Annotated in this window: 21 protein-coding genes; 3 read left to right on the top strand and 18 right to left on the bottom strand. The window is 47.0% G+C overall.

What is annotated here, in order from left to right:
- Window positions 1–28: 28 nt before the first annotated feature.
- From gerR to NSQ37_RS13460, 3 genes are all read right to left on the bottom strand, one after another.
- Complete coding sequence (gerR, locus tag NSQ37_RS13470; protein WP_015239811.1) at window positions 29–604, bottom strand: sporulation-specific transcriptional regulator GerR; 576 nt, start codon at window positions 602–604, stop codon at window positions 29–31.
- 157 nt (window positions 605–761) lie between these two features.
- Window positions 762–941: a 50S ribosomal protein L32 gene (gene rpmF, locus NSQ37_RS13465; protein WP_003154457.1), complete on the bottom strand. Its 180-nt coding sequence runs from the start codon at window positions 939–941 to the stop codon at window positions 762–764.
- Between the two features lie 21 nt (window positions 942–962).
- Entirely contained in the window at window positions 963–1,481 is a 519-nt protein-coding gene (locus NSQ37_RS13460; RefSeq protein WP_007409699.1) for a YceD family protein, read from the bottom strand.
- A gap of 208 nt (window positions 1,482–1,689) precedes the next feature.
- Here NSQ37_RS13460 and NSQ37_RS13455 point away from each other — a divergent pair, with 208 nt between their 5' ends.
- Window positions 1,690–2,937, top strand: a complete 1,248-nt coding sequence (locus NSQ37_RS13455; protein WP_020955779.1) for a nucleotidyltransferase — start codon at window positions 1,690–1,692, stop codon at window positions 2,935–2,937.
- An 18-nt stretch (window positions 2,938–2,955) separates the two neighbouring features.
- On the opposite strand, the gene NSQ37_RS13450 is transcribed toward NSQ37_RS13455, so the two are convergent.
- Window positions 2,956–3,978 (bottom strand): SepM family pheromone-processing serine protease, encoded by a 1,023-nt coding sequence (locus NSQ37_RS13450; RefSeq protein ID WP_007409697.1) that lies wholly within the window; start codon window positions 3,976–3,978, stop codon window positions 2,956–2,958.
- Between the two features lie 5 nt (window positions 3,979–3,983).
- Window positions 3,984–4,763, bottom strand: a complete 780-nt coding sequence (locus NSQ37_RS13445) for a patatin family protein (RefSeq protein ID WP_007409696.1) — start codon at window positions 4,761–4,763, stop codon at window positions 3,984–3,986.
- Between the two features lie 179 nt (window positions 4,764–4,942).
- Here NSQ37_RS13445 and ylbJ point away from each other — a divergent pair, with 179 nt between their 5' ends.
- A complete protein-coding gene (gene ylbJ, locus NSQ37_RS13440; RefSeq protein WP_341123947.1) occupies window positions 4,943–6,169 on the top strand; it encodes a sporulation integral membrane protein YlbJ in 1,227 nt (408 codons plus the stop codon).
- An 18-nt stretch (window positions 6,170–6,187) separates the two neighbouring features.
- Here ylbJ and coaD read toward each other — a convergent pair whose 3' ends face one another.
- From coaD to NSQ37_RS13395, 9 genes are all read right to left on the bottom strand, one after another.
- A complete protein-coding gene (gene coaD / locus NSQ37_RS13435) occupies window positions 6,188–6,670 on the bottom strand; it encodes a pantetheine-phosphate adenylyltransferase (RefSeq protein ID WP_007409694.1) in 483 nt (160 codons plus the stop codon).
- 4 nt (window positions 6,671–6,674) lie between these two features.
- Window positions 6,675–7,229 carry a 16S rRNA (guanine(966)-N(2))-methyltransferase RsmD gene (rsmD, locus tag NSQ37_RS13430; protein ID WP_007409693.1) on the bottom strand — a complete coding sequence of 185 codons (555 nt, stop codon included), beginning with the start codon at window positions 7,227–7,229 and terminating at the stop codon, window positions 6,675–6,677.
- A complete protein-coding gene (locus tag NSQ37_RS13425) occupies window positions 7,229–7,438 on the bottom strand; it encodes a hypothetical protein (RefSeq protein WP_007409692.1) in 210 nt (69 codons plus the stop codon). Before NSQ37_RS13425 ends, rsmD begins: the two co-directional genes overlap by 1 nt.
- Window positions 7,439–7,528: 90 nt before the next feature.
- The gene (locus tag NSQ37_RS13420; RefSeq protein ID WP_014417705.1) at window positions 7,529–7,801 is read right to left on the bottom strand and encodes a YlbG family protein; all 273 of its coding nucleotides are present in this window, start codon (window positions 7,799–7,801) and stop codon (window positions 7,529–7,531) included.
- Between the two features lie 58 nt (window positions 7,802–7,859).
- Window positions 7,860–8,309 (bottom strand): YlbF family regulator, encoded by a 450-nt coding sequence (locus NSQ37_RS13415; RefSeq protein ID WP_003154472.1) that lies wholly within the window; start codon window positions 8,307–8,309, stop codon window positions 7,860–7,862.
- A 70-nt stretch (window positions 8,310–8,379) separates the two neighbouring features.
- On the bottom strand, window positions 8,380–8,619 hold the full coding sequence (locus NSQ37_RS13410) for a YlbE-like family protein (RefSeq protein ID WP_003154475.1): 240 nt from the start codon (window positions 8,617–8,619) through the stop codon (window positions 8,380–8,382).
- A 15-nt stretch (window positions 8,620–8,634) separates the two neighbouring features.
- On the bottom strand, window positions 8,635–9,045 hold the full coding sequence (locus tag NSQ37_RS13405) for a YlbD family protein (protein ID WP_007409691.1): 411 nt from the start codon (window positions 9,043–9,045) through the stop codon (window positions 8,635–8,637).
- A gap of 175 nt (window positions 9,046–9,220) precedes the next feature.
- Window positions 9,221–10,261, bottom strand: a complete 1,041-nt coding sequence (locus tag NSQ37_RS13400) for a CAP domain-containing protein (protein ID WP_007409690.1) — start codon at window positions 10,259–10,261, stop codon at window positions 9,221–9,223.
- 84 nt (window positions 10,262–10,345) lie between these two features.
- On the bottom strand, window positions 10,346–10,789 hold the full coding sequence (locus NSQ37_RS13395; RefSeq protein ID WP_032871405.1) for a CBS domain-containing protein: 444 nt from the start codon (window positions 10,787–10,789) through the stop codon (window positions 10,346–10,348).
- A 140-nt stretch (window positions 10,790–10,929) separates the two neighbouring features.
- Between NSQ37_RS13395 and NSQ37_RS13390 the strand changes: the two genes are divergently transcribed.
- On the top strand, window positions 10,930–11,289 hold the full coding sequence (locus NSQ37_RS13390; RefSeq protein WP_007409688.1) for a YugN family protein: 360 nt from the start codon (window positions 10,930–10,932) through the stop codon (window positions 11,287–11,289).
- Window positions 11,290–11,323: 34 nt separating this feature from the next.
- Here the strand turns inward: NSQ37_RS13390 and ctaG are convergent, their stop codons facing one another.
- From ctaG to ctaD, 4 genes are read right to left on the bottom strand one after another with little or no spacing between them, the layout of a single operon-like run.
- The gene (ctaG, locus tag NSQ37_RS13385) at window positions 11,324–12,208 is read right to left on the bottom strand and encodes a cytochrome c oxidase assembly factor CtaG (protein ID WP_020953993.1); all 885 of its coding nucleotides are present in this window, start codon (window positions 12,206–12,208) and stop codon (window positions 11,324–11,326) included.
- A 24-nt stretch (window positions 12,209–12,232) separates the two neighbouring features.
- Entirely contained in the window at window positions 12,233–12,565 is a 333-nt protein-coding gene (gene ctaF / locus NSQ37_RS13380) for a cytochrome c oxidase subunit IVB (protein WP_007409686.1), read from the bottom strand.
- A gap of 2 nt (window positions 12,566–12,567) precedes the next feature.
- Window positions 12,568–13,191, bottom strand: a complete 624-nt coding sequence (ctaE, locus tag NSQ37_RS13375) for a cytochrome c oxidase subunit III (protein WP_003154482.1) — start codon at window positions 13,189–13,191, stop codon at window positions 12,568–12,570.
- The gene (gene ctaD, locus NSQ37_RS13370; protein WP_341123946.1) at window positions 13,191–15,059 is read right to left on the bottom strand and encodes a cytochrome c oxidase subunit I; all 1,869 of its coding nucleotides are present in this window, start codon (window positions 15,057–15,059) and stop codon (window positions 13,191–13,193) included. Before ctaD ends, ctaE begins: the two co-directional genes overlap by 1 nt.
- Window positions 15,060–15,084 lie beyond the last annotated feature (25 nt).

Raw genomic sequence — 15,084 nt, 5'->3', positions numbered from 1 at the left:
CGGGGCGCCGCCCCCAGGCCGGTTCATTTTACAGGCTCTGCGCCGATTTTCTGTCGTCTTCTTTTGAATTGACCATCCTTCTCGCTCTGTCCATAATATCAATTAACGCTTTATAATCTTCTTCCGTCATCTCCAGCTTGTTTCTCAAGCTTTCATTTTCCTCACGCAGATCCTCGACTTCTTTTTGCAGCGCGGTCAGCTGTTCTGTGAGTTTTTCTTTTTCATGACGCATATCCGCTGCGGCTGGCGACTCTTTAAATTGCTGCAGAAACAAAATGACATCATCAATGGACAGCTCTTTTTCTCCTTCAGCCCTGCGGATCGGAGGCTGTTTGACGGTTCCCGGCAGATTGGCGGAATGCACCCCGATCTGCTTTCTTAATTCCTTCCGCTGTTTTTTCGCCAGTTCTATCCCTGACTGATATTGTTTTCTGACATAAGAATTCCATCTGAACCCGCAGGCGGCAGCCGTTCTCGTCAGCGCTCTGCCGACTTCTTCAAAAGCGGAAAGCTGGGTCCCGCCTTCCCGAATATGCCTGAGCACCACTTCTGCCAGCAGCAAATCTTCATCTTGCGTCCACGCGTCTTGTCTCGTTATCGTCAATCGTATCTCCCTCCATATTTGCTCATTTACCTCATACATATGCCGCTGATAGATTAGATAGACTACTGGGGCTCACAATTTTTTCGGCGGGAGCAGGCTGGAGGGGCAAAAAAAAGAAAAGCGCAGGAACCGAGATTCCCGCGCTTTTCTTCATACATTAATTGCTTTTAACATTTATGTCTTTGCCGTTGTATGATCCGCATGCTTTACATACACGGTGAGACAATTTCATCTCTCCGCATGACGGGCATTCTGTCATACCAGGTACATTTAGTTTGAAATGTGTACGGCGCAATCTTTTTTTCATTTTAGAAGTTCTTCTAAAAGGTACAGCCATTATTCCCACCTCCTTAAAGAGTTAAGATTCATCATCTTGTGTTAAGAGCTTTTTCAGATCCGCAAGTCTGGGGTCGATTTGATTTTTCTTGTCTTCCTCAGAAATCACTTGCCAATCTTTCCCCACTTGGGGAGCGGCTCCTTCTTTTTGTTCAGTTTCACAAAAGACTTGCATAGGAATTTCTAAAAGAATCTCTTCTTTTATGATCGGAGTTAAGTCGACGGTATCGTCTTCAGCAAAATGAACGTCCTCATCTTCTATATCATCCGACTTATGAAATCTAAACAGTTCTTTTGTCGCGATTGTAAATGGATACGGCACATCAACTAAAGTTCTTGAGCACGGCAAAACCATTTCGCCTGAAATCGTAAAGTCAAACGAAACTTGCTTGGATTCAATCTCCGCGCGGCCCTTCACCCGGACGGGAGAAATGCGGCGGATGTCAGAATTCAATTTTGTCAGCTCATTTAACTCAACTGTTTCATCAAATTCAAAGCTCTTTTTCGCCATTTGATGAAGCTGATAAATCGTCCATTTCATTTGTATCACCTCAGGAAAGCAACAAACATGATTATAGCTTTTCAGAATGTTTTTGTCAATATTTTTTCTTTACAGCATAATGCCGCCGTCATGCAATCGTTGACAGCCGGATAGGCTATGCATACACTAAACGAAACGGACTAAAATATGCACTTCATTTGCAAATGTACCACACGAAGCAAAACATAGCAAGAAAGGCGGGACAAATATGAAAGCAGTCGGCCTGGTTGTTGAATATAATCCCTTTCATAACGGACACCGCTATCATGCGGAACAAGCAAAAATCAAAACGGACAGCAGCGTCGCGGCGGCGGTGATGAGCGGCCCTTTTTTGCAGCGCGGGGAACCGGCCGCCGTCTCAAAGTGGGGCCGGACAAAAATGGCGCTGGAAAACGGCGTGGATATCGTCATTGAGCTCCCTTATATATATGCCGTACAAAAAGCGGAATTATTCGCGCGCGGCAGCGTTTCGCTTCTTCATCATTTAGGATGCAGCAGCTTGTTTTTCGGCAGCGAAAACGGGCGGATCGAACCCTTTATTGAAGCGTCTGAAGCGTTCAGCCGAAAGGAAGATGACTGCAGCCTGATTCTGAAAGAGGAGCTGAAAAAGGGTCTCAGCTATCCGGCCGCCGCCTCAAAAGCTTTTTCACACATATTCAAAGGGCGGGACATGCTCGATTTGTCCAAGCCGAACAATATTCTCGGTTTTCACTACGTTAGAGCGATACACACCTCCGGTTCCGCTATGAAGCCTTATACGACAGCCAGAATCGCTTCCCAATATCATGACGCCGAGCTTCCCGGAGATAACAGCCGGATAGCCAGCGCAACAAGCATCCGGAAAGCGCTGATAGAAAAAGGAACGGCGGCCGTAAGGAGCTTTCTCCCGGAAGCGTCTGCGCGTGAGCTGGAGGCATACAGAAATTCATACGGCATATGGCACAGCACGGAAGACTATTTTTCATATGTAAAATACAGCCTCAGCACTCTTTCCGCTGAAGAATTGAGCCGAATCTATGAAGTGGAAGAAGGCCTTGAGCACAGAATTCTGCGCACCATCAGACAAGCCCGATCCTATCGCGAAATGATGGAACGATTGAAAACAAAACGATACACGTGGACGAGGCTGCAGCGGATGAACACGCACATTCTGACACGGACGAAAAAAGAAGACATGCATCGGCTCTTGCAGCCTTCAAGCGCTCCTTATATCCGTCTTCTCGGAATGACGAAAAAAGGACAGGCGTACCTGTCGGCAAAGAAAAAAGAGCTTACCGCACCTCTCGTCAGCAAGCTCTCTTCTTTCTCTCATCCCGCTCTGGATCTGGACATACTGGCGGGACGGGTTTACAGCCTGCCGATAAACGAACCTGAACGCACATTGTTTGAGAAACAGGAATTTTCACAAGCGCCGATCCGCTATGATGAAGACGAAAAGTGTTTTTTGAATGCGTAAAAAAAGCACCTGTCTGTATCAGGTGCTTTTTACTTTCAGCTGATCCAAATAGTCAAGTGCGTCCTGCATGGTGTCGACAGGGACGATTTTCATATCGGACTTGATTGCTTTCGCCGTTTTTACCGCATTTTTGTAATCAGAATTTTCAGCTCCGTTTTGATTCGGCGCAAAGAAAATATCTTTTCCCGCTTTGTCTGCGGCGACGACTTTCTGATCGATTCCGCCGATCGGTCCGACTTTGCCGTCCACGTCGATTGTCCCTGTTCCGGCTATATTATAGCCTTTTGTTTCGTCAGGTTTTGTCAGCTGGTTGTAAATTTCTAAAGACATCATGAGACCCGCAGAAGGCCCGCCGATGTTTTCAATGCTGAAATGAAGATCCGGCTTCACTTTCACGTTCCGGTCCGTATATAATGCGACACCGATTCCCGCTCTTTTCGGGTCGTCCGGGAATGATTTCAGCACAATGTCAACGGTCTTTTCTTTCGTGTCCCGTTCAATGTGAAACGTTACTTTTTCCCCCGCTTTTTTGCTGCTGATATAATCAATCAGCTTTTCAGCGGATTCGTATGTTTTCCCGTCCGCGCTGATGATTTTATCACCGACCTCTATTTTTCCTTTTGCCGGCATGTCAGAGACGACTGAACTGGCATAAATGCCGTTAAATGAGTATTTCACCTGTTTCCCGGCTTTTTGATAAGCGGCAATGACCGCGTTTTCTTGGGAGCTTTTCATCATTTGCAGCTGGCGCTTCATATAATCCGAGTCCGATTCGCCCTCTTCTTTTATGCTTTCATCAGGGACGATTTCTTCGTAAGGATGCACTTTCGCCCAAAGATATGTATACGGATTGGCGGGGCCTACTTTGACAGTCATCAAGGAAAGGCTTCCTTTTTCAGGATAGCCTCCGTCCACCTTAATCAGCGGTCTCAGCTCTGATGCTTCTCCCGGCTGTGTGATGTAATACGGAAGCTTAATAAATGTAACAGCGATTAATAAGATCAGGATGATAAACACCCAGCGAAAATGTTTTGCTTTCATATGAGTTAGCCCTCCCAGTTCTCTATTTCTTGTTTAATCCGGCCGATCATCCGGTCTGCGGCTTCTTCGCCCGCTGTGATCATATGATCAATGTTGGCAAAAGAACTTGAGCTGAATGATTCAAGAGAAGGGCGGATCATGACGTCTGCGGCAATGGTCTGGTGACGGACCAATTCATTTTGCAGTATATCCATACTTTGCATGATTACATCAAAAATATGTGCCGCCTTTTCCGTTTTTTTCACCCGGGATACGTCAGAGGCGATGACGATATCAGCACCCATATCTTTTACGGCGGAAACCGGGATTCTGTCGACCACCGCGCCGTCGACTAACATACGTCCGTTCATTTTTTGCGGGACGAAAACGCCCGGTATGCTGATGCTCGCGCGGACGGCTTCGGACACTGAACCTTTCGTAAAAACGAGTTTTTCGCCGGTCTGAAGGTCGCAGGCCACGATGCCGAGCGGGATCCGCAGTTCTTCTATCGGCTTGCCGTACGTATAGGCATGAACGAGCTGCCTGATGCGGTCTCCTTTTAAAAATCCGAGCTTCGGCATCGTATAATCCGCGTACAGCCGCCGCTTAAATGCTTTAGCGACTTTTTTCATCGTGGCCACGTCATGCCCGGCCGCATAAAAGCTTCCGACTAATGCTCCCATGCTGCTGCCGGCAATCATATCAATTGGAATCTGATGCTTATGTAAACTGGATAACACTCCGAGATGAGCGATGCCTCTTGCCCCTCCCGAACCTAACGCTAACCCGATTGTAGGTTTGGCCAACGCGACGAACCCCCTAATAGACATCCTATACATGAATTCTATGGTCTAAATTGAACCCCTATGCTCGTATATTAGTACAGGATGACAAATAGGTACTTGCCCGGCCGCCTTTAAGGTCTGTTCTATATTTTATCATGATATAAATGTCAGTGTGCAATTTTAGCATCGGGGAGGTAAGAATGAATTTGTCTAAGTTTCATACATTTTTGATTTCATTGTTTTTCATTTTTTTGACGGCTACGGTTATTTCACACCCTCAGGCCTCATTCGAAGCCTCCAAAACCGGTCTTTCCATGTGGTGGGAGGTAGTTTTTCCTTCATTGCTTCCGTTTTTTATTCTATCTGAGCTTTTAATCGGATTCGGCATTGTCAAGTTTGTCGGCCTTTTACTCGAACCCTTTATGCGTCCCATTTTCAGAGTGCCGGGGGTCGGCGGATTTGTACTGGCTATGGGCATGGCTTCAGGCAATCCGGCCGGCGCGAAGCTGACTGCACGGCTGCGCCAGGATAAACAAATCTCCAGAGTAGAGGCTGAACGCCTCGTCTCTTTTACCAATTCATCCAATCCGTTATTTATATTCGCTGCTGTGGCAGTCGGCTTTTTTCATAACGCGTCTCTCGGCATTCTGCTGGCATCGGCTCACTATCTCGGAAACATCGCCGTCGGCCTGACGATGCGTTCATACGGACGGAAAGAAGAAGCGGCGTATACCGGTAAAAAGACGATCGCTCTCCCTTCTCTGAAGGAAGCATTTCTGGCCCTCCACAAGGCGCGGCTTTCGGAAAAACGGCCGCTCGGAAAAATTTTGGGCGACGCCGTCACCTCTTCTGTACAAACCTTGCTGATGGTGGGCGGTTTTATTATATTGTTTTCGGTTTTCAGCCGGTTATTATCAATCGTACAAGTCATGGATGTGCTTTCTGTATTTACAAACGTGCTGCTTTCGCTTTTTCATCTTCCGGCAAATCTGGACATCCCTCTTATCAGCGGAATGTTTGAAATTACACTTGGGAGCAAGCTGGTCAGTGAAGCTGATGCCGCCTTGCTGCCGAAAGCCATGATTGTGAGTTTTATTCTCGGGTTCAGCGGCCTTTCCGTACAGGCCCAGGTAGCCGGCATTTTATCGGAAACAGATATCCGCTTTAAACCGTTTTTCGCGGCGCGTATCCTTCAGGGCATTTATGCCGCACTCTTTATTCTCTTACTGTGGAAGCCGCTTTACCTTGCATTGGACGAACCTTACCAGTCCGTATTCCTCCCTTTCCGCGATCAGGACGCAGGATCTGCTGCCGTCAGCGGCTGGAATACACTTGTTGAAACCGGTCCCGCCATCACGCTGACAGCTCTCGCCGTATACGCATTGATTTATTGTTACAGGCTGTCAGCACGGACAAAAAAAGGATGAGACGCCAATCAGCGCTTCTCATCCTTTAAATTTCTGCATCAGCGCCTGTTCAACTTCCGGAGGAACAAACTCTGAAACAGGCCCGTTATATTTTGCGACTTCTTTTACGATGCTTGAACTTAAAAAAGAGTACTGATTGTTCGTCATCATAAAAAAAGTTTCTATTGATTCGTCGAGCACGCGGTTGACGGAAGTCCCCTGCATCTCATATTCGAAGTCAGAAACGGCTCTGAGCCCCCTGATAATCGCCTTCGCCCGCTTTTTTTTCGCATAGTCGATTAACAGTCCCTGTGACGTCTCGACCGTAACATTCGGTATGTCTTTTGTCACTTCTCTTAACAGCTCACATCGTTCCTCAACTGTAAACAGCGGCTGCTTAGAAGAATTATTGAGCACGCATACGTACACCTGCTCAAACACGTTTGCCCCCCGTCTGATAATGTCCAGATGTCCGTAGGTAACGGGATCAAAACTTCCGGGACATACAGCTATACTTGCCACATCATTACCCCCTATTTCGGTATATCGTCACTCCTGTAAGCCCGTAAATTTCCCTTCTTGTTACAGAAAGCGCGCCGACGGCTTCAGGAAGCGCAACGGCTTTATCATGCTCGGCTACGACAAAACCGTCTTCATTCAGCATGTTCTGCTCATCAATCATTTCGATAAGCGCTTTCAGCTTTTGTTCCTTATACGGAGGATCTAAGAAAATTCCGTCAAAACCTTTTTCCCGTTTCGCCGCGGCATAGAGGGCCCGCTCTGCATCATTGCGGTATACTTCCGCTGAAGACAGCAGATCAAGCGCTTTGATATTCGCTTTTACCGTTTGGATGGCTTTGAAATCACGATCCACAAAGATACAGCGGTCAAATCCGCGCGACAGCGCTTCAATCCCGAGACCGCCGCTCCCCGCAAACAAATCCAGCCCCGTTCCTCCGTCAAAATACGGGCCGATCATATTAAAAATAGACTCTTTTACTTTATCCGTCGTCGGCCTTGTTGATGTGCCCGGCACAGCCTTTAAGGCTCGTCCTTTTCTTGAACCGGAAATTACTCTCATTATTCACACCACTTTTTCTGAAAACTTTGATGTTTCTCATCGGCTGAGCCGTTATGTATCAAAACAATCCCTATCTTATCATAAAGCATTCTTTCAAACAATGAACGTGAAAAACGTGTATACATATTCACATTCCTGTCAAGACTACGTGTAACAGCATCAATGAATGATGTTGTTGCCAACCGCGGAGAAGACTTACGTTTCCCCATAAGTTCTTCCTCCGGTTTCTCCTCTCCCTTTTCCTTCTCCTTAACTTGTTAAGGAATAGAAGGACCCCGCAGGTATCTGCGGGGATTTTTTTATATGCCGATTTTATAATCGTACTCTTTCGCTTTATCAAGCTTTGATTCAAATTCCAGCTTTAAAAAAGGTTTATAAGAAGGCTCTACCTTCTTCACATATGAATAAGAAGAAATCTTTTCCATTGTTTTTTCGATTAGGTCCATATCGCAATACAGCACAACGTATTTCAGCCGCTTGGAAACATAATGAACGTTGCCGAATTTTCTCAGCATTTTGCTGTGTTTTAAGGAATGCAGATATACGATTATGCCTTGGCGCTTATTTTCCATCATGATCACCCGCCTGACTTTCTGTTCATTTTATGTAAAAGACGAGACGGTCGTCTCGTCAGGAAACTTTGCATCCGCAGCCGCCGCCGGAACCGCACCCGCCGCCGCAGGATGACAGGCCGTCAAAATAAGGATTCCCCGTCGGAACTTTTACATGCTCCGAGACGGCCGTTCCGAGTTCAATGCTGATCTCGTCAAGCAGCGACTGAAGCTCAGTCTCCGCTTTTTTAAATTCGGCCACCTTATCGTTTAAATCCAGTTCCCGTTTCATTTCTCTCATTTTGCGGGAAATCTCTCTATAATCAGGATGGTATTTGCCAAAGCGCTGCACATCCTCATACTGCTCTTTAACGCTCATAAAAGAACGAATGATCCGCCCTGCCTCTTCATCTTCACGGAGACGCTTGTAACAATCGCGGTAATTTTCAGCCGTCTCAGACTGCAGAATCATGCCGGCAAGCTGCTCCGCTTCACTTTGAAGCTTGACGGACTCAATTGTTGCATACATAAATACGCACCTCCAGTTGCTAGTTTACCATGAAACCACCCAATTGGAAAATGCGGCGTTTAAACGCTTTTTAATCCTGTGAACGCATGGCGTGAACCATCTGCATCATCATCTGCGCCATTTGAATCCCGTTTGAGAATTGGCTTACCCGATGCGGTATCGTCTTTTCATAAAAATTCATCATGTCAAGCTGAAAGGAATTGAGATCGTCCGGTTTTCTCGCAAGTCTGCGGTACCAGACGGGACGCTGCCGTATAAACCGTTTCCGTTCCTCATCTGCGGATATGAATTCCTGAACCTCTTTTCGCATACACGATCCCCTTCTTTAATCCTTTCTGAACGAAAAAGGATGTTGTCCGGAGCCTTGCCGGGGCTGCTTCGTGCTGCTCCCCGAAAATTGGCTTAAAAGGCTTTGCAATGATGAAATGGATTGGCTCATTTTATTGATCTGCTCATTCATTTGGTTGATATCCATCTTTTTGACGGCAGTGACCATTTTTGAAACGAAATCGTTTTTTTCAGCTGGTTCCTGTTTGGTTTCCGCGTCGGAAGAAGGCTGAACGGCCTCGTCTTTAAAAGGGTCCCATATCGGATCATCCTCGCCCAGAAGAACCCAATTTTCATAGACTTCCTGCCAGCTTCTTTGTTCCTTGCGAACATTTTGGATCAGTTTGGGATGCTTTTTTACGAATTGTTTAAAATCATCGATTGATTGCCGTGATTGCTGATTCGCCACAATTCTCACCCCCTCCGAAAAGTTTTGCCTGCTATAATGTATCGGTTCATGCGCCTTAATGTTCGCCTAAATTGAGAAAAAAAGCAGGTATATATAAAAATTGTTTTTTTCGCCTGGAGCACCGCTCGCGAAAAAACATAAAAAAACCGCGGGGGACGCGCCCCTCTGCGGTTTTTTACTGCCAAGGCTTAATGAAGTTTTGCGTATAATACTTCTGATCAACGCCGACACCGAGGTGCGTATAATCCGGGCTTAACAGCGCCTTTCTGTGGCCTTCGCTGTTCAGCCAGCCCTCCACGGCTGCAGGACCGTCCACATAGTTGTAGGCAATATTTTCACCGGCCTCCCGGTATTTCACATCGCCTTTTTCCAAGCGGTCCTTCAGAGTCCCGTATTTCTTTGAGACGTGAGAGAAATACTTGTTATCCTTCATGTCCTTGCTGTGGCCGAATGCCACTTTTGCGGCGCCTTCGTCCCATTTCAGCCTTGCAAGTCCGTGTTTTACGCGGATGACATTTGTAATATCGAGAATCTGCTGTTCACTCGCTCGTTCAATATCGTTCCATTTTTTATCAGAAACAGGCTCGGGTTCTGTCAGCTTTCCTCTGTACATGACTTCATACGGCCTTTGTTTCACAAGTGTTTCCGCATCAAATGCCCTGATGCTTGACAGATTCCCGTCAAATTTGTCCATGTACAGCTGAACATACATTCCGCCTATCTTGACGGTGGGACGGGTATTGATATCTTCTTCAGAAAACTCGAACCGATACGTGTTTCCCTTGTCAGTCACATTGACAAAAGGAGAAACCTGCGTCGTTTTAAAAACTTCGCCAGTCGATTCGCCGATCTTAAACGGTTTTGCGTTGATGCCGCTTCCCGAAGCGTATAAAGTCACGGCTTTATCATTCAAAATACCGACTTGTACGTATTGGTCTTTCCCCTGGTTGTACACCCACCACTCGTAATCGTAGGCAGAAGGATCTTTCCGGGACGGTTCCCCAAGTTTCTTTTTCACATCGGCGGCAGATTTCCCCATGAGAGAAAGCAGTCCGGATGACGGCATTTTCAGCCGTTTTCCGCTCTCTTCTTCATTGGAAACCTGAGGCTCCTCCTGATCCGTCTTTTTCTGAGGAGCCGATCCATATTGTATAAACAGAACATACGCTCCGTAAATAAGCAAAAGGATAACGAGAGCCCTTGCGATATTTTTCAACCTCTCACCCCCATATGTTCAAACCGTTCTGTTTTTGTTTACTCTTATACAGTACAGCCTATTTGCATCGTCCGTGATTTATGTTTAATGGATAAACCCCTCCGGACCGCCGTCTTCAGAAATGTCAGACAGCACTCGGCCTGCTTGCTCATTTGATTGCTCGGCCAACGAAAGATCGCCGAGCGTAACAATGCCGACCAGTTTTTTATCCCTTGTGACGGGAATTCTTCTGAGCTGATGTTCAGCCATCAAATGGAGCACCTCCTCCACAGAGGCGTCTTCCTCTGCACTGATAACCCGCTCTGTCATTGCGTCGGTTATTTTTTGAGAGTTCGGCTTTTTTGAAGCAATTCCCCGTAATACGAGATCTCTGTCTGTCACGATCCCGACAAGTGTGGCGCCGTCTTCATCCACTATCGGAATGGCGCCGACATCTGCGTCTTTCATCTTCACCGCAGCTTCATATACATTATCTAATACTGTACAATATTGCAAGTCTGACGTCATGAGCTTATTGATCTTTGTCATTGCGGAATTCCTCCTTTTTTCTGCTACTATTGTCGTCAAATTTTTCATTTTGCATACTTTCACCGTATGAATCATTGAAAGTGTAACGCTTTCATACTATGATTGTCAGGAAAGGGCATTTTTAAAAGGAGGGGGAAGGTTTGAAGTTTGAAAACAGCGGTCTTGAAGGGGTAACAGCGGAGCTCAGCCGCTTGAATGATCTGATGGAAGGTAAAGGGCTCATTCTGGCTGGACAATGGGATTATGAAAGAGTGACTTACGACAAAAAGTTTTCAGTACCTGAGGGGACATTTTATCTGCGGATTCAAGGAACGGCAAAAGAGGGCGATGTCGGCGGCAGCCGGGCCGTGATTCAGCTGAAGGCCCCTCTTTTAGGAAAGCATTATTATCCGCACGGCGTAGAATACGGCAGCGCTGAAGAATTTCCGGAACATGTCGTCGCTGAAAGCAAAGCTTTACTGCTTGAATTGGAAGAGTCATTAAAAACAGTGCAAATGTAATAAAAAAGTACAGCATATTCTGCTGTACTTTTTTTCATGAGACGGTATGCTCGATATACGGCGGCTCTGACAGCGTATCTTTTTCCCGTTCCGTTCTGACCCACTGAAAAAAGATGACAGCCAAATATGTTCCGTAGACCGCCTCTTGAATGATTTTCATCAGTACTGCCCCAAGCTGCTGATCTTCCAGAGGAGGGAGCGTGTTAAACATCTCCGGTCCGGATAAAGGGATCTCCTCCAGCAAATCTAAAGGAACGCAAAGCTTCATTGCTTCGGCCCAAGCCGCCGGATCTGTATACGTGGCATACATGGGCGCCCCGCTGAACATAATGAGCGCGCAGGCCGGCGTTAACAGAATCCCGTCTGCCATAATATACCCCAGCTTCATTAAACCGCTGAGACGGGGCAGACCGTCCACCTTATGCACAAGCGGCCACCACATAAAAAACGCCGTTACAAAGATGAGTCCGTTCATCAGCGTGTGATACAGCGAATCCGTTTTGACGAAATCAAATATAAACGGGATGTGATACAGTGAAAAAATACCGTTAAACAGCACTAATGCGATAAGCGGCATTGAAAAGAACGAAAACAGCGGCTTTACGACAGGACGGAAGATCAGTTTTTTCCATGCCCAGCCGGGAATTCCGGAAATCAACAGCGGCGGTACGACTAAAAACAGAACCGCCATCTGCGTCATATGGGCGCTGAACATCACATGGCCCAATAAATCAACCGGACTTCCCGCAGCCGCGTAAAAAAATAGCGCGGAAAGCACAAACAGCACCTTCTCCTTAGCGGACACACGTCCTTTATGCCGGCTGCACCAGTAAAAGTAAACACCTGTTATCACGGCAGTTATACAAAACAGATATGGGCTCCACATTGCGCGAAACCCGAACATTTCCAAATTAATCAAATCTCTCACTCCCCGCCGCCCCGATTACCACCAAATAATCGTGACAAATGCAAGCACGGTGATAAACGCGACAAATATTCCCGAATACAGAAATAATGACGGCGCTTCATGCCCCTTCTGGCTCATATGCATAAAGTAAAACAGCTGAAAGATGACCTGGATGACCGCAAGCAGGATCAGAAACGGCATCGTAAACCATCCGGCAATGCCGTCAGCAGCCACCGTCAAAAACGCGACAAGCGTAAGGCCGATCATCAAACCGAAGGATATGACCTGATATTTCATCTCCTCGGCATTTTTCTTTTTTCGATATTCGAGATCCGTACTGACAGTCCCTCTGTTTTTGTTATCGTCCATCGTTATCCCACCATCCCCATCAAATATACAACGGTAAAGATAAAGACCCACACGACATCGATAAAATGCCAATATAAGCTGGCCACATAATATTTCGGCGCATTATAAAGGCTGAGCCCTCTTTTTGCATTCCGGATCATCAGCGCGCTGATCCACAACAGCCCGAACGCCACGTGTGCTCCGTGTGTGCCGACGAGCGTGTAAAACGCTGAGCCGAGCGCAGAGCTTGTAATGGTAAAGCCGAATTCGTGAGTGTAATGCATAAATTCATAGATTTCTACCCCTAAAAATCCTGCTCCCAATAAAACGGTAACCAAAAGCCACACCTGCATTTTTTTAAAGGAGAAATTTTTCATATGATACATCGCATACACACTCGTTAAGCTGCTCGTTAAAAGAAGCATCGTCGCGATAAATACGATCGGCAGCTCAAACATCTCAGCCGTTGACGGCCCTCCGGCTTTAGATTCCCGTAAAGCAAGGAATGTTGCAAATAGCGAGGCGAACAGAACCGTTTCCCCGCCGAGAAACAGCCAAAATCCCAAAAACTTATTTTTCCCCTCCAGCGTTGCTTTTTCAGGAGAAGCCGGAAAGGTTTCAGCCGTCATTTTTTCCTGCAGCTGCATTACGCCTTCACCCCTTTATCATCATTCGGCAGATCTTCTTTGTGAATATGATAGCCGTAATCATCGACCACAGAGCGAAGCAGCATGGTAAAGAATGTGATGCCGAGCCCTATGAAGATAACCGGAAGCCCCCATGAATAATCGGAGTGGTATAAAAACCCGAACGCTGCGACAAACAGCCCGAAAGATATGATAAACGGCATGATGGAGCCGTTCGGCATATGAATGTCCTCTACAGGCTCTGCAGGCGCCATCCCTTCATTTCCGGCCTGCTTTTCAATCCACAGCGGGTCAAGTCCCCGGACAAACGGAAGCTGTTTAAAATTATATTCCGGCGGCGGCGAAGAGACCGCCCATTCAAGCGTACGACCGTCCAGCCACGGGTCGTTCCCGACGTATTTCCCCTTTATTGAGGTATAAATAATATTGACGACGAGTAAAGCAGCCGCGCCCGCCATGAAAAACGCGCCGATTGAACTGATCAGGTTGCCGGTATCAAGCCCCTGGCCGGGCAGATATGTGTAAACGCGCCGCGGCATTCCCATCAAACCGAGGAAATGCTGAATGAAGAAGGTAAGATGAAACCCGATAAAAAATAAGACGAACGAAATTTTCCCCATCGTTTCATGAAGCACCTTCCCGAACATTTTCGGCCACCAGAAATGCACCCCCGCCAGGATGCCGAACACAACGCCGCCGATAATGACATAGTGGAAATGCGCTACGACAAAATACGTATCGTGGAACTGATAATCTGCCGCTGCGGCCGCCAGCATGACACCCGTGACTCCTCCGAGTACGAAAGAAGGAATAAAGGCGACGGCATACAGCATAGGCGTCGTGAATTTGACATTTCCTCCCCAGATGGTCAAAAGCCAGTTGAAAATTTTAATGCCCGTAGGCACCGCGATCGCCATCGTCGCAACCGCAAATATCGCATTAGCGATCGGTCCGAGTCCCGTCGTAAACATATGGTGAACCCAAACCATGAACCCGAGAAAGCCGATCAGCACGATCGCGAAGACCATAGACGAATAACCGAACAGACGTTTCCTCACAAATACGGGAATGATTTCTGAAAAAATCCCAAAGGCTGGAAGGATTAAAATGTATACTTCCGGATGCCCGAAAATCCAAAACAGATGCTCCCAGATTATCGTATTGCCGCCCAATTCAGGATTAAAGAAATTCGTTCCGAACAAACGATCCAGCATCATCAGCGCCAAACCGACGGTGAGCGGAGGAAATGCGAATAAAATGAGTGCCGACGCCACAAATGTCGTCCACGTAAACAGCGGCAGTCTCATATACGTCAAACCCGGCGCCCTCATATTAATAATCGTGGCGAGAAAGTTGATCCCCGCAATGAGCGTACCTAAGCCTGATATTTGCAGGCCGAGCACGAAAAAGTCTATGCCGTGCCCTTTCGAATTCAGCGCAAGCGACGCGTACGACGTCCAGCCTGCATCAGGAGCGCCTCCTAAAAACCAGCTCAGATTCAAAAAGATGCCTCCGAAGAAAAACAGCCAAAATCCTAGCGCATTCAGAAATGGGAACGATACGTCACGCGCCCCGATCTGAAGCGGCACAACCGCGTTCATCAGCCCGAATAACAGCGGCATCGCCGCCAGGAAGATCATTGTCGTGCCGTGCATCGTCATAATTTCATTAAACTGCTGAGCACCCATAAAATCGTTCCCCGGCCTCAAGAGCTGAATCCTGATAAGCATGGCCTCAAGTCCGCCGACGACGAAGAAAAATCCCCCGGCGATCATATATAAAATCGCGATTTTCTTATGGTCAACCGTCGTCAAATAATCCCAAAGCAAAGAGCTTTTTCTTTGCTGTCCTGTAAGCGTATTCATCATTTACGACCTCCCCCCTGATATCTCC

Source organism: Bacillus sp. FSL P4-0334, from assembly GCF_038004825.1.
Lineage (GTDB): Bacteria > Bacillota > Bacilli > Bacillales > Bacillaceae > Bacillus > Bacillus velezensis.
Note: the sequence above shows the minus strand (reverse complement) of the source record. Positions and strands in the feature narration are given on the sequence as shown.

Bases quoted from the DNA above. Each gene is read 5' to 3' on its own strand.
- NSQ37_RS13420 (WP_014417705.1), bottom strand. From the start codon at position 7,801: ATGGAAAATAAGCGCCAAGGCATAATCGTATATCTGCATTCCTTAAAA.
- NSQ37_RS13395 (WP_032871405.1), bottom strand. From the start codon at position 10,789: ATGACAAAGATCAATAAGCTCATGACGTCAGACTTGCAATATTGTACA.
- ctaE (WP_003154482.1), bottom strand. From the start codon at position 13,191: ATGCAGCTGCAGGAAAAAATGACGGCTGAAACCTTTCCGGCTTCTCCT.
- ctaF (WP_007409686.1), bottom strand. From the start codon at position 12,565: ATGGACGATAACAAAAACAGAGGGACTGTCAGTACGGATCTCGAATAT.
- NSQ37_RS13410 (WP_003154475.1), bottom strand. From the start codon at position 8,619: ATGCGAAAAGAGGTTCAGGAATTCATATCCGCAGATGAGGAACGGAAA.
- rpmF (WP_003154457.1), bottom strand. From the start codon at position 941: ATGGCTGTACCTTTTAGAAGAACTTCTAAAATGAAAAAAAGATTGCGC.
- rsmD (WP_007409693.1), bottom strand. From the start codon at position 7,229: ATGAGAGTAATTTCCGGTTCAAGAAAAGGACGAGCCTTAAAGGCTGTG.
- ylbJ (WP_341123947.1), top strand. From the start codon at position 4,943: ATGAATTTGTCTAAGTTTCATACATTTTTGATTTCATTGTTTTTCATT.
- ctaD (WP_341123946.1), bottom strand. From the start codon at position 15,059: ATGATGAATACGCTTACAGGACAGCAAAGAAAAAGCTCTTTGCTTTGG.
- NSQ37_RS13460 (WP_007409699.1), bottom strand. From the start codon at position 1,481: ATGAAATGGACGATTTATCAGCTTCATCAAATGGCGAAAAAGAGCTTT.
- NSQ37_RS13425 (WP_007409692.1), bottom strand. From the start codon at position 7,438: ATGGGGAAACGTAAGTCTTCTCCGCGGTTGGCAACAACATCATTCATT.
- NSQ37_RS13455 (WP_020955779.1), top strand. From the start codon at position 1,690: ATGAAAGCAGTCGGCCTGGTTGTTGAATATAATCCCTTTCATAACGGA.
- NSQ37_RS13415 (WP_003154472.1), bottom strand. From the start codon at position 8,309: ATGTATGCAACAATTGAGTCCGTCAAGCTTCAAAGTGAAGCGGAGCAG.
- NSQ37_RS13450 (WP_007409697.1), bottom strand. From the start codon at position 3,978: ATGAAAGCAAAACATTTTCGCTGGGTGTTTATCATCCTGATCTTATTA.